At 65.7% G+C, this 13,440-nt stretch carries 8 protein-coding genes; 4 read left to right on the top strand and 4 right to left on the bottom strand.

From position 1 onward, the window contains the following. The 3 genes from EO136_RS13640 to EO136_RS18980 form a co-directional block, all read right to left on the bottom strand. On the bottom strand, nucleotides 1–2,010 hold a 2,010-nt coding region (locus EO136_RS13640), incomplete at its 3' end, for a putative bifunctional diguanylate cyclase/phosphodiesterase (RefSeq protein WP_164730606.1). 117 nt (nucleotides 2,011–2,127) lie between these two features. Then, nucleotides 2,128–4,806 (bottom strand): EAL domain-containing protein, encoded by a 2,679-nt coding sequence (locus EO136_RS13635; protein WP_127144952.1) that lies wholly within the window; start codon nucleotides 4,804–4,806, stop codon nucleotides 2,128–2,130. A 15-nt stretch (nucleotides 4,807–4,821) separates the two neighbouring features. Further along, the gene (locus EO136_RS18980; RefSeq protein WP_127144951.1) at nucleotides 4,822–5,721 is read right to left on the bottom strand and encodes a FecR domain-containing protein; all 900 of its coding nucleotides are present in this window, start codon (nucleotides 5,719–5,721) and stop codon (nucleotides 4,822–4,824) included. Nucleotides 5,722–6,480: 759 nt separating this feature from the next. Between EO136_RS18980 and EO136_RS13625 the strand changes: the two genes are divergently transcribed. Both EO136_RS13625 and EO136_RS13620 read left to right on the top strand, forming a co-directional pair. Then, nucleotides 6,481–7,467 carry a sensor histidine kinase gene (locus EO136_RS13625; RefSeq protein ID WP_164730605.1) on the top strand — a complete coding sequence of 329 codons (987 nt, stop codon included), beginning with the start codon at nucleotides 6,481–6,483 and terminating at the stop codon, nucleotides 7,465–7,467. Next, entirely contained in the window at nucleotides 7,464–7,838 is a 375-nt protein-coding gene (locus EO136_RS13620; protein WP_127144949.1) for a response regulator, read from the top strand. Before EO136_RS13625 ends, EO136_RS13620 begins: the two co-directional genes overlap by 4 nt. 104 nt (nucleotides 7,839–7,942) lie before the next feature. Here the strand turns inward: EO136_RS13620 and EO136_RS13615 are convergent, their stop codons facing one another. Continuing rightward, on the bottom strand, nucleotides 7,943–9,520 hold the full coding sequence (locus EO136_RS13615) for a winged helix-turn-helix domain-containing protein (RefSeq protein WP_164730604.1): 1,578 nt from the start codon (nucleotides 9,518–9,520) through the stop codon (nucleotides 7,943–7,945). A gap of 276 nt (nucleotides 9,521–9,796) precedes the next feature. On the opposite strand from EO136_RS13615, the gene EO136_RS18975 reads away from it, so the two are divergent. Both EO136_RS18975 and EO136_RS18735 read left to right on the top strand, forming a co-directional pair. Then, nucleotides 9,797–13,066, top strand: coding sequence for an autotransporter outer membrane beta-barrel domain-containing protein (locus tag EO136_RS18975; protein ID WP_281280381.1), 3,270 nt, complete (start codon nucleotides 9,797–9,799; stop codon nucleotides 13,064–13,066). Nucleotides 13,067–13,232: 166 nt separating this feature from the next. Further along, nucleotides 13,233–13,440: hypothetical protein (locus tag EO136_RS18735; RefSeq protein ID WP_206513335.1), on the top strand; the 208-nt coding region annotated here is incomplete at its 3' end.

Below are 13,440 nucleotides of genomic sequence, written 5' to 3'. Positions count from 1 at the left end.
AACGATGGCGAGGACGATGCTCTCGATTTCCGCATCCTCGATCATCTGCTGGATGAACGAGCCATCGATCTTGAGCTTGTCGATCCCGTGATTGCGCAGATAGCTGATCGATGCGTAGCCGGTCCCGAAATCATCGAGGGCGATCCGGACGCCGATTTTCCGCAAGGCCGCGAGGTTCTCGCGCACGGCCCTGGAATTGGTCATGAGCACGCCCTCTGTGATCTCGATCTGAAGCCGGCCGGGATCGATCCCATGGGCGGACAGCGCAGCCGTCACGCGCGGGGAGAAATTGGGATCGTCGCACTGGAGCGGCGAGACGTTGATCGCCATCCAAGGCATGTCGCCAGCGGCAAGGGTCCGGCAGGCCTGCTGGAGCACCCAATTGCCCAGAGCTTCGATAAGGCCACGCTCCTCGGCGAGCCTCACGAAAATATCGGGCGGCACCATGCCCCTTATGGGGTGCTCCCAGCGCGCCAGCGCCTCGACGCCGAGCACGGCGCCATCCCCGTCAAAGATCGGCTGGTAGACGAGGCGCATATTGGTCTTGTCCGCCAGAGCCGACCGAAAATCTTTCTCGAGGCGCCGGCGCTCGCGCACATACTCGTTCATGTCCCCCTGATAGAGCCTGATGCGTCCCCGCCCGTCGGCCTTTGCTTCGTACAGCGCGGCGTCGGCATTGCGCATCAGCTCGTCGGCGGAGAGATCGGCGCGCCAGAGCGCCGACCCGATGCTCAGGCTGGCAGAAAGGTCATGGCCCTCGATTTCGATCGGGCGCGACGAGGCCTGGGTCAGCGCAGACGCGAACCGCTCGGCATCCCCGTCGCCACGCGATTGGAACTGGATCACCCCGAACTCGTCGCCCCCGAGCCGGGCCACGGTGTCGATGCCGCGCACTGCGCCGGCCATGCGGTTGCCGACCACCCGAATGAACTGGTCGCCCACCGGATGGCCCAGGAGGTCGTTTATGCGCTTGAAGTGATCGAGATCCACATAATGGAGGGCAAACCGCACACCGGTCTCCCGCGCGGCAACGATCGCCCGCTCCAGCCGGTCCTCGAACAATGCCCTGTTGGGCAGGCCGGTCAACGGATCATGGAACGCGAGATGGCGCGCATGCGCCTCGCTCTTGATCAGCCGCTCGGATGTGGATCGCAGAATGCGCAACAGCCCGGCCAGAACGGCGGTGCTCACGAGCAGCAATGCGATAAGGGCAGGCAGCGAACTGGTGATGAGCCGTGAAGCGGGCTGGTCCGGTGTCCAGGTGACAAAGCCCAGCGTGGTGCCCGTGCTGTCGACCACCGGGACATCGGCGCCCGAACCGGGCGTGCCGATGAATGTGAGCCCGTCCAACCCGAACCTGTGCCCGATCGAGGCGAGAAGCGGGTCGCTCAGCGTTCTGACCGACAGATGCAGGGCTTCCTGACCGGGCCCCTGGACCACGCGGTCCGAACTGGGAACGATGGGCCGCACGCTGGCAATGGCGACCGCGCCGCCCGCCAGCGCCACGAAATCGATCACGCCGAGCCCCGTTATCGCCTCGGTCGATTCCTCAAGGCCCGCCGAGGCCTCTGCCATCTGGTCCCGAAGCTCGGAGGCAAGGGCGAGATAGGTTTGCGCGTCACGTGCGAAAATCTCGGCGTCCGCCTGCGCCCCCATCTCGGCCGCGCGCACCACCTGGTCCTGCGCGTCGAGCACGAACACCTTGTCATGGCCGAAATACTCGCTCACCCAGTCCACGAGGTTCTCGGCCAGCCATGCCTGATCGCGCACCCGCACCGCCGAGACCGCATCGTCCCAGATGGCCGACGTGTCCTGCTCGACCACGATCCGATCCACGGCTTCCTCGAGCCCGGCCGAAGCGAGCCGCTGCTCCCGCTCCAGGCTTTCGGCGTCAATCTGGCTGCCGGCCCACAGCCCGACACCGACCGCGCACATGAGCGACAGCCCGATGATCGCGATGACGCTGAACACGAGCCGGCGTGCAAACACGTCTGGAAGATGCAGGGGCATAATGGGCTCCGATCCGCGCCGACCCTAGCCGCCCGATGCTAAGCAAGTCTGAACCAGGAGGATAACCGTGCTGTCAAAAGCAATGGGTTGGCCGGCGTGCAGGCAACCAGCGGGCCGTCAGGCGGCGCATCGGCCGATCAGGGCGCTCTCGACCGGCCGGCTCCAGTAATAGCCCTGGCCCATGTCGCATCCCAGGCCCGCGAGCATCTCGGCCTGGTCTGCGGTCTCGACACCCTCTGCAAGCACCCGCTTGTCCAAAGTACGCGCTATCGAGATGATTCCGGAAATGATGCCCCGGCCCGCCCCTTGTGGAGCAAGTAACCCGTCCACGAAGGATTTGTCGATCTTGAGGATGTCGAACGGCAACTGGTCGAGATAAGCGAGCGAGGACTGTCCCGTGCCGAAATCGTCAATGGCGATCGTCACGCCCAGCGCGCGGAGCCGGGCAAGCATGTCGGCCGCCGGCAGGCGCGATGTCATCGCCGCTGTTTCGGTAATCTCGAGCTCGAGCCGGTCCGCAGGCAGCCCGGAGCATGCAAGCGCGGCCATCACGTCCGCCGCCAGATCGCCGAGCTGGAAGTGGACGGCCGAAATGTTCACCGCTACGCGCAGCGGAGCGGGCCAACCCATGGCGGTCAGGCACGCCTCCTTGAGGATCCAGCGCGTCAGTTCCACGATCATTCCGGTTTCTTCGGCGATCGGCAGGAACTTGTCGGGCGCCAAGACCTTGCCGGCGTGCTTCCAGCGGACCAGTGCTTCCGCACCGATCACCGCTCCCGTGCCGAGAGCGATCTGGGGCTGGTAGACCAGCATGAACTCGCCCCTGTTCAACGCGTCCGAAAGCTGGCTCTCGAGCTTGCGGGTGCGCGTGATGCGCATCACCTGGCCCTCGTCGTAATGGGCCAGCCGGCCGTTGAGCGCCGAGGCTGCCGAAACCAGCGCGGCCTCAGCCCACCTCAGGGTCACCGCCGGTCCATGGGGCCCCGAGGCCGCATATCCGCCCGAGAGCCCGACCTTCAAGGTGTGTCCCTCGACCACGAACGGGATGGCGCTCGCCTTGAGGATGGCGGTGAACTGCGCGTCCGGATCCGCTGCCGCGCCCGCCGAAATCGCGAACTGGGCGAGGCCCAGATGGGCGACGCCGGCAAAGCCCGCCTCGGTCAGTCGCCCGGCAAACTGGCGCAGCATGGCGTCACCGGTTTCGTGACCCAGGCTTGCGGTGATCGCGGTGAACCGCTCGAGCTGGATCACGAAGACCCCGGCGGGCGCGTTCGCGTCGCTCTCAGCTTCGGTCAGCCGCTCGAGGAACCCCGCCCGCGAGAGGATCCCGGTCATCGGATCATGGGAGGCGAGAAACCGGAGCTTGGCCTCGTTCTCCCGGCGTTGGGTGATGTCGCGGAAGGTGACGGTCAGAACCTCCGCGTCTGCCGTGCCCGACCCGCTGGCGGTCAGGACGAACTCGATGTCGCGCTGGCCCTTGGCGGTTTCAACCTGGGTTTCTCCTTTGACGCTCCCCTCGGCGGACCCTGCCCGCACCGCCGCATCGCCAATGGCCGGTGGCAGCGCCTGGGCCAGGGTCCGGCCAATGAGGTCATGGCCGAAGAAGGTCGCCGCAAACCGGCTCGAGAGCAGGATTTCGCCACTCGCGCGGGCGATGATAACCCCGTCATAATTGTCTGCCACCACCTGCTCGAGCATCGAGCGCAGGGTATCGCGCTCGCCCCCCAGCCGCCGGGCCACGGTTGCGAGAATGCGGGTGTCGAGCAGCATGGTCGCGATGATCAGCGCCAGCGTCCCGACATGGTAGACCCCTGTCGGTACCACTACCGCGCTCTGGAGATAGAGCGCGAGCGCGATGGCTTCGACCGCGAGCGAAGCTGCCACGAGAAGCATTGCCCGGATGAACACATTGGGAATCGGCAGCGCGAACTGGAGGGCAAACAGCACCAGTGATGCGGCCCCGATCCACCAGGGCGAAACCGGGGTCAGGGCGCGCCCGGCCATCTCGGTTTCCACCGCCATGACCTGGATCATGGCCCCGGGCTGCGGCCCCTGGTTGGGAGTGAAGAAGTTGTCGTTCAACTCGAGCGCAGACGCCCCGACCACCACCCGCTTGCCCGCAATGCGGTTGGCGTCGGCATTGCCCTCGAGCACCGAAAGCGCCGAGACGCGCGGAATGGTGCCCGCATCGATTCCGTAGTCTATACCGTGAAAGTCCACATCGGTGTCTCCGACCATCGACGTGACCAGAGATGGCACAAGGCGATCGCCGTCGCGGGCGTGAGCCGGGATCATGCGCACTATGCCGGACCGGTCTGTCCAGGCATTGACCGAAAAGACGTCCGCATGCGCTCCCAGTTGTGCAATGGGGCGGGTAAGCGTCGTGCCCCTGGGGGAGGTCCGCTCGAACGCGGCGAGATAGACATAGCGCCCGGACGCGGCGAGCGCATCGGCGAGCGAGGCATCTTCGCCCGGGGAACTGGCTGCCGAAAAATCGATGTCGAGCCAGATGTCGTAGGCGCCGGCGCCGAGCAGCTTTTCGATCAGCCGCGCGTGGATCGAGCGTGGCCAGGGCCACACCCCGACCGCCTCCAGCGTGGCGCCGTCGATATCGACAAAGATGATGTCACCGGAGGCGGGGAGTTTCGCACGCTCGAAGCGCCAGTCCGAGAGCGCCCCGTCGATGGGGGCGGCGACGTTGAAGGTGACGAGCCAGGCAATACCGAGCGCCAGAAGGCCCGCACATACGGCATGTGCGAGCCGATAGCGCCCGGAAAAGTGATTGATCTGGGTCATGGTCGCCGGGTGCCGCTAGCGGTTTCGGCCGCCCGGGCCGCCCTTGCCCGATTGCCCCGGCGGGGATTTGTCCGCCCGGCCGGACGCGCTCCCGGACTTGCCCGGCCCCCCGGACGGCTTGCCCGGATCCGCCTTGGGGCCGGCCTCGGCCTTGCCTGGCGCACTGCCCGAATTGCCCGGTGCTGCACCCTTGGCATGGCCCGGGGCCGCATCGCTCTTGCCCGGGGGGCTGCCCGGCTGAGCCGGTGTGCCCATCGCGTGACCCGGCGCATGGGCCGAATTACCGGGCGCCACTGTTGTCGCTGGGCCCGAAACCGGAGCGGGCGTCGCAGGCGCCACCGGGCGGCCCTGCTCGTCGACGATTGGAGGAAGCGCGCCACGGCCTTCAACGCGCAGGGAGCCCGAGCGCCCCTCGGCGCGCTGTCCGGCGGTGATCGAAACGGACTGGCGCCTGGCTCGGTGGGTGACCCCCACGGTGCCCCGGTCCACCGAAACGCTCTCGCCACCCGGACCCGCCGTCACCGTGAATCGCGTGCCCTTGACCACGGCGACCATGTTGTGGGTCTGAACCCCGAAATGTTCGACATCGCGGGCCTCCACGTCGGCGGTGATTTCGCCGCCTGCTTGATAGACCCAGGTGCGCGCGCGCCCGGGCTCGCCGGTGAGCTGGATCTGGGAATTGGGGCGCATCTCCACCAGTTGCGGGCCGGACCGCAACGTCACATGCCCATCGGCGCCCGTACGCAGAACCCGTCCATCATCCACCACGTCCCCGATCTGCACGGCAACCCAGTCGCCGCCAGCCATCATCAGGACGACGCCGCGCAGCCGGTCGGCGTGCCAGTGCTCGGCCATGGCTGGTATGGCAAGGATGAGGGCGCTGATAAGGCCCAGGACAAGCGAATGCAGTTTCATAATAACCTCCGGAACGAGGCCGGGATTTTGGCCCGCCCGTGGTTAACCTGGTCCTTCCGCGAATTGATAATTAAGCACGTACTTAAGACCGGGTTAGTGCGTCGCCTGCAATTGCCCGGGTGCCGAATATCCGCGCTCAACGGGCATGACCGTCCTCGGACGCACGTGCAAGATCTCGCAAGCACTGCGTCAAACAATATCTCATGCGGCTCAAGCGGAGCACTGGACCGCGCCTGTCGCCTATGCGGGGAAGAGGTCGCGGTGGCCTCCTGGCATCGGGACATCAGGTCCGCCGTGGCCATTTGCCGGGCCCTGCTCAAAAGCGTCCATGCCATGAGGATCGAGCATGCCGACAATCCGCCGCATGGCTGCTTCGCGGTGTTCATGGGGCTGGGGCTGTTCGGGGTCCACGCGACCCCAAACACTTCTTCGGCGAGGTCGATCGCGCGCTTGACCGGGCAAAGCGCCAAGGACACACTGCCATGGAAATCGCCCGGTTCAGGGACCGTCGCAATAGCCCGTGCGGAATCTGGCGCGTGAGACGGAACCACAACCTGCCGGGCCCACAAACGCTGGTCCAGACGGCAAGCGCGTCTCGCCGACCATGCCGCGCGCGACGGCCCGATCCGGCGTGGTCAAAGAACACTAAACATTTGCTGGAACCGAACGTACAATTGTGCGTTCGCGATGTTAGCCGGGTTTTCAAGCTTTCCGGCCAGTCTGTCGCCTATGGGGGAATTCAAAGCGATGTCCGCATCGATGACCGGTAAGCAACCCGACACGGATGTCGAGTTGGCGCGGCTTGCCGCCATTGTGGCCTCGACGAGCGACGCGATCGTCTCCAAGGACCTCAACGGCATCATCAACTCCTGGAACCAGGCGGCCGAGCGCATTTTCGGCTATACGGCCGACGAGATCATCGGCCAGCCCATCACCACGATCATTCCGGCTGAATTGCAGTTCGAAGAGCGCGGGATCATCTCCAAGATCAGGCGCGGTGAGCGCGTGGAGCATTTCGACACGGTCCGGCTGACGAGGGACGGGCGACGCATTCATGTCTCAATCACGGTCTCCCCGGTGCGCAACAGCAGCGGCGTCATCGTGGGTGCCTCCAAGATCGCCCGGGACGTGACGGAGCGAAAGCGCAGCGAGCAGCTCCAGGCAACCCTCGTCAACGAACTCAATCACCGCACCAAGAACCTGCTGGTCACGGTACAGGCCATCGCCGCCCGGACCTTCGTTGCCGACGCCGACCAGGGCGAGGCACTGGGCCGGTTCCGCGAGCGCCTGAATGCGCTTGCCATCAGCCAGGACCTGCTGGTCAGAAGCGGCTGGCGGGGCGCGCCTTTGGCCGAGGTGATCGGCTCGGTGATCGACGCGTTCGACGAGGCCTATCGCATCCGGCTCGAGCCCGGCCCCGACCTCCATCTCAACCTGGGGGAAACCAGGGCACTGGCCATGGCTGTCCATGAACTGGCGATGAACGCCATTCATCATGGCGCGCTCTCGACAAATGAGGGCCTGGCCGAGGTGAGTTGGGGAGAGGCTGACGGAACCCTCACCCTGCGCTGGGCCGAGACCGGTGGCCCCAGCCCGCTCTCACCCGAGCGGACAGGGTTCGGCACCGCGATGATTCGGGACGCTCTCCGCCATGAACTCGATGCGGACGTGGATCTGAGCTATCCGCCCGAGGGCTTCACCTGCCTCATCCGCTTTCCCGCAAGGAGCGCCGAGGCTCACCCATGATGGAATTGCTGCACGCCCGGCTGAGGGCCGATGATCCGGTTCTTCTGGTCGATGACGAGTTTCTCGTGCTCTGGATGCTCGAGGACACGCTTGGCGACATCGGGCTGCGCAATATCCACACCGCCGCCAGCACCTCCTCGGCGAGAGCCCTTCTGGCCAGCCATACCTTCGCCTTCGGCTTCCTCGACATCAATCTGGGTCACGAAAAGAGCTTCGCCCTGGCAGAGACCTTGATGGAAAAAGCCATCCCCTTCGCCTTTGTATCGGGCTACGGACGGGCCGGCCTGGAAGGCCGTTTCGGCTCGGTCCCGGTCCTGTCCAAACCCGTCGACGGCAAAGCCCTGCGTTCGGTCGTCTCAATCGAATCCTGACGCCGCGCCCGCGCCCCGGGTGCCGTTCCCGCCCCCTCGCGACGGCCATCGTCCGACGCTGCGCGCCCACGGCAAGCCTGGATCACGCCCGATAAAGGATATCGTCAATCCCGCCCCGGGCTGGCCACCAGCTCGGGGACCGTCCTTGCCACGATCGGCGCGATTGCGGCAGGCCCGTGGTGGCGCGTTACGTGGCGGACGAGGCCCCGCATAACGTTGCGCCTGTGCTGCCTTCGGGTGAACTGGCGGGCCGAGACGCGAAACAGATAGTCGGTCAGATGCCGGCATCGGGCAGCCGGCATGTGCGCGATCGCCTCGTCCTGATCCGGTGCCAGCGTCTCAGCGCGGGGTGAAACGAAGAACAGCCCGAAGCTGGAGCGCGCTGCTGGAAGGCGGGTGAAGAGCCTGTCGGCCAGAAGATCGACCTCGCGTCGGCGGTTGGCCGCCTGCATGGCGGTCGCCTTGGTGATGGTCAGATAGACGTCGAATTCGCTGCCCGGTTCAGCCAGCTCGATCGCCTTGTTGTAGAACGTGCGCGCCGTGTCGATCGCCCCGTGGCTGGCCGAAATCTGGGCTTTCATCGAAAACGCGGCGGCAAAGGCCGTGCTGGTGCGAAAAGCGCGGTCGGTGAGCCGGGCGGCAAGATCGAGATGACCCCTGTCGATGAACCGCAGCAGTTTGGCGATGGCCAACAGCATCTGCGGGTCGTCCTCCAACTCTGGCAGTGCGCCCAGGGCCAGGGTCTCGATTTCGCTCTCGAACGCGCACCAGTCGCTGTCCGAGAGGGGGGATTGGATTTCGCCCAGGCTCTGGATCAGCCGGGCATAGTGATTGAGCGCCAGCATGACGGCCAGTCTGGGATCTCCCGGTTCGGCGCCATGAGCGGCTTTGAGGCGGGCGGCGTTCTCGCGCCAGCTGATGGGGTCGTCCGTCAGGGTCACCGCGGCGTCGTGCATGCGCAGATGGGCAGGTCGATCGGTTGGGCTGACATCATCGGCGCGGACAATGGCTTCATGGGCCCACACCGCATCGAGGACGAGCCGCGAAAGCTCGGCGATGCGTTCGCCGCTGGCCCGGGATGGCAGCACATGGCGGAAGTTGGCGATGGCCTGCCCTGTCCGCCCCCTCCGCAGCGTCAGCGCCAGATGCACCTCCTCGCCATCCTCATGAGTGCCGATCTCCAGCGTGTAGGCGATATCGGCTACGGCCCGGGGATCGAATCGCCAGTCGGGCTCGAGCCGGACTGCCTTGCCGTCGCCGGTCTGCGATGCGATGGCCGTTGCCAGTTGGGCGAGCGCATCGCGCGCTACCGAACTTCTGGCATCGAGGCCGAAGACGGGACCGATCACGAGGAACGCCGACAGTGGCGTGGCTTGCTTTGGCGTTGCCGCCCAGTAATAGCCCTCGCCATATTGCGTGACGATGAAGCGCGACTTGCGCGCCGTGTCCCCCAGCCGCTTGCGCAGCCGGTTGATGAGATAATCGATATTGCGCTCGCCGATCTCTCCGGCATCGCGGCCGATCGCATTGATCAGCCGGGCGCGCGTCAGAAGCGTTCCGGGCCGGTGCAGAAAGCACATCAGCAACGCCCGTTCATGCCGGGTGAATTCGATCCTGGTGCCGTCATCTCGCCGCGCGGTCAACATGTCGGTGGCGATCACGAGGTCGTGGCAGCGCAGCAATGGTGAACTCCCTGTCCGGTTCTCGAGGCAAGCCCCTGATGTTGCAGAAGTATCACATCGATCCATGGCCGGCCAATCAAGTTCAGAAATCTCGAAATTGGGCGTGCGGCCAAATATGGGTGCGAGATTGTTCTGCTAGTGCCGCCCCAGCTCGTTCTGCCCGCGCGGATGTATTGATCGCAAGCGAACCGCTGCGCCGAAAGAACGAGGCGGAACTATCGGCCGACGTCAGTGGGCGTCGGCCGCATCTGTCGGATCAAAACAGGAGAAGCAGGCATGCGGGCACGGACCGGATCGACGGGCACCGGGAGCAACGGTACGTCAAGGCTGGGAGGATCGGACTTGCGGCGGCTTTTTCTCGCCGGAACTGCACTTGTTCTGGTCTCCGCCTTTCCTGTGAACGCCAGCGCGCAGTCACTCACCGATTCCCGCGGAGGCGGGGGAAACGGCGGTGGCGGCAATGGGGGCGCCGTGGGGCAGGCCGGAGATGATGGCGCTGACTATGGAGGTCAGGGGGGCGCCGGAGGCGACGCTGGGTCCGATGACGGCGAGGACGGCAGTGACGGTGGCGCCGGGGTGGACGGTGGCGCGGGCGGCGGCGGCGGCGGCGGTGCGATCGGGCTTGCCAGTCTGGGTGGCGGCATCGTGGGTACGATCTCAGGCGGAGACGGCGGTGATGGCGGAGACGGCAGTGGTTCCGGCCAGGCCGGAGTTGACGGCAACAGCTCAGGCGGCGGCGGGGGAGGTGCCGGCGGGCACGCGATAAGCGTTGGCAGCGATATCGTAGTGTCCGACGGCACCACTCTGTCTGGTGGCAATGGTGGAAACGGGGGCGATAGCGGTGACATCCCGCCCGGGGGCAATGGCGGCGATGGCGGCAGCGGGATTTTCGCCGAAGGGACCGGAGAAACCATTGCGATTACCGTCCAGAGCGGCGCTTCCGTTGGCGGCGGCGACGCCGGAGGGCCGGGCGCCTCCAACTTCGGAAACACTCAGCGCGGCGGCAGAGGGGGGCATGGCATAGCCGGCGGATCGCTGGACATCACAATCGAAGGCTTTGGTGCCGGGGGCGTCGTCCGAGGTGGGGACGGTGCCAATGGCAGCACGGGATTTTTCACCGAAGGCCGCGCCGGTGCCGGGTCCGATGGGGGGGATGGCGTTGTTCTCGCGCGGGGCGACAACCGGAGTTACCTCTCGAACAACGGGGTCATCGAGGGCGGTTCCGGGGGCGCGGGAGGACAAGGCAGCAGCGGGGGGCCGGGCGGCGGCAATGGCGGATCATCGGGCGGAATTGGCGGAGATGGCGGTGCCGGCGTGAGCGCCGCCGATGCAGGAATCGTCAACACCGGGGAGATACGCGGCGGGGCCCGCGGCGCCGCGGGCGGCGGCAATGACGGCCGACCGGGGTCGGGCGGGGTGGGCGTGGTCGGCGAAGACCTCGCAGTCATAAACGCTGGTTTGATCGCCGGCGCCAATGGCGCCAATGCAATCGCGTTCACTGGCGGGGCCAACAGCCTGGAGTTGTTCGCGAGGTATGAGTTCGGCGGCAATGTGGTGGTCGGCGAGGGAGCCACGGGCACCATGACGCTTGGCGGGGTCGAGAACGGCACATTGAACGTCTCGGGGATCGTCGACGAGGCCGCGGGGGTGGACGGATTCTTCGTCGGATTCGATGCCTTCGAGAAGACGGGCGCAAGTGTCTGGACGCTGTCGGGCACGGGCAATCAGGACTGGGTGATCAGCGACGGAACGCTTGTCGGGAACACCGACAGTTTCGGCGGTGATCTGACATTGTCAGACCCCCAGCAAGAGCCGTCCGTCGTGTTCGAACAGGCGGGCGTTGGGACCTATGCCGGGTCGCTGTCGGGCGATGGCACGCTCGTGTTCAGGGGCGGTGGCGCTGTGCAACTGACCGGTGACAGCGCGGAGTTCGGGGGCATGACCGAGGTCACAGGATCGACGCTGATCGTCGAGGGCGCGCTCGGAGGCTCGGCCGAGATCGGGAGCGATGGTGTCCTTGCAGGGACCGGCACCATAGGCTCGGGAACGGGCTCGCAAGTGCAGATGGGTGACGGATCGACCATGGCTCCGGGCAATTCCATCGGTACGTTGACCGTGGACGGTGATCTTGCCTTCGGCTCGGGTTCGCTTTTTAAGGTCGAGGTCGCGCCCGGCGGCACCGACAGCGATCTGGTGGAGGTCACAGGGAGGGCGACGATTGATGGTGGATCGGTCGCTCATGTCGGGGTCACCGGAACCTATGATCCCACCCAGAGCTATACGATCCTCTCAGCGGACGAGGGCGTGCACGGCACGTTCGATCCTGATGCCGTCACCTCGGAATTCGAGTTTCTCGATCCGAGCCTGGCCTATGGGGAAAATGACATCACCCTGACGCTACGCCGGAACGACATCGATTTCGGCTCGATCGGCGAAACGCCCAACCAGACGGCAACGGGCGACAGCATCGACGCTCTCGGTTTTGGCGATGATCTCTACGATGCCGTTGTGCAGCTCGACGCGGGGCGGGCACTGGACGCGTTCGATCAGCTCTCGGGCGAGATCCATGCATCGATGCTGACAGGGCTCATCCAGGACAGCCGCCACATCCGCAACGCCGCCAATGATCGCATTCGCGCGGCCTTCGATGCCGTTGGAGCGGCGCGCACCCCGATCCTGGCCTATGGGCCGGAGGGGCCGGTTCTGGCACCCGCTGCGTCCGATCACGGCATGGCCGCATGGGGATATGCCTTCGGCTCGTGGAGCCAGACCGGGAGCGATGGCAATGCAGCGCGCCTCGATCGCGACACGGGCGGGGGCGTTTTTGGCGCGGATGGCCTTTTGGCCGGCTGGCGGCTGGGCCTTCTGGCAGGCTACAGCCAAGCGCGCTACCTGGCCGATGAACGCGGCTCCTCGGGTGCGAGCGACACCTACCATCTCGGCGCTTACGGCGGCACCCAATGGGGCCCGCTCGCTTTGCGCACCGGACTTGCCTACAGCTGGTCGGACATCGAGACCGAAAGGACTGTCGCCTTTACCGGCATTGGCGATCAGCTATCGGCCGGCTATGGCGCCCGAACAGTCCAGGCATTCGGCGAACTTGGCCACGTGATCGAGACGGACCTCGCCCGCTTCGAACCCTTCGTCCGGCTCGCCCATGTGAGCGTTGCGACCGACGCGTTTGCCGAGAACGGGGGCGTGGCCGCGCTCGGTGGGTCTGGTTCACAAACCGATACGACCTTCACCACGCTCGGGGTTCGGGGCGAGGCCGATTTCGACCTTGGCGAGATCGATGCACGGCTCACGGGCATGGCCGGCTGGCGGCACGCGTTCGGCGACACCACGCCGACCTCCGATCATGGCTTTGCGGGCCTCGAGGCCTTCACGATAGCGGGCGCACCGATTGCCCGGGACAGTGCCGTGCTCGAAGCCGGGCTCGAACTCGATTTCACCCCCGATGCCAGCCTGGGCGTGTCCTACCAGGGCCAACTCGCTCCCGATGCCCAGGACCATGGCTTCAAGGCCAACCTCGCCATCAAGTTCTAGAGCGTTTCCAGGACAAGTGGAAACACTTTTCCGGTTCGGAAACGCGACAAATCAAAGACTTAGAGTTCCTGTTCTGATTCAGTCAGAACAGGATATGCTCTAGCGCCGATCCGGTGTCCGGGCGGTCCACTGGCCAGGAACGATAACCTGGGACAGGCCGCCTTACATGGCCCTTGGCAAATTTTGCCAGCCACGCGAGATCCTGGGACCGCAAGTCCGCCAAAGGCGAGGAGGCGTCGGGGAACTGGCTGACGTCGAACCTGCTTCCGGTCCCAAGGCCCGACGCGATGGTGGGGCCGAAAAACCAACAGGATCAGGCAGGTTCATCATGTTCTACACAGACAACAAGCTCCAGTACCCGGTGCGGGTCGAGC

It is taken from the genome of Pelagibacterium montanilacus, assembly GCF_003992665.1.
GTDB classification, from domain to species: domain Bacteria; phylum Pseudomonadota; class Alphaproteobacteria; order Rhizobiales; family Devosiaceae; genus Pelagibacterium; species Pelagibacterium montanilacus.
The sequence above is the reverse complement of the archived record's forward strand: the minus strand, read 5'-3'. Positions and strand labels throughout refer to the sequence as shown.

What these genes read in the sequence shown, in the direction of transcription:
- EO136_RS13635 (WP_127144952.1), bottom strand. Translation starts at nt 4,806, where the DNA reads ATGACCCAGATCAATCACTTTTCCGGGCGCTATCGGCTCGCACATGCC.
- EO136_RS18980 (WP_127144951.1), bottom strand. Translation starts at nt 5,721, where the DNA reads ATGAAACTGCATTCGCTTGTCCTGGGCCTTATCAGCGCCCTCATCCTT.
- EO136_RS13625 (WP_164730605.1), top strand. Translation starts at nt 6,481, where the DNA reads ATGACCGGTAAGCAACCCGACACGGATGTCGAGTTGGCGCGGCTTGCC.
- EO136_RS13620 (WP_127144949.1), top strand. Translation starts at nt 7,464, where the DNA reads ATGATGGAATTGCTGCACGCCCGGCTGAGGGCCGATGATCCGGTTCTT.
- EO136_RS18975 (WP_281280381.1), top strand. Translation starts at nt 9,797, where the DNA reads ATGCGGGCACGGACCGGATCGACGGGCACCGGGAGCAACGGTACGTCA.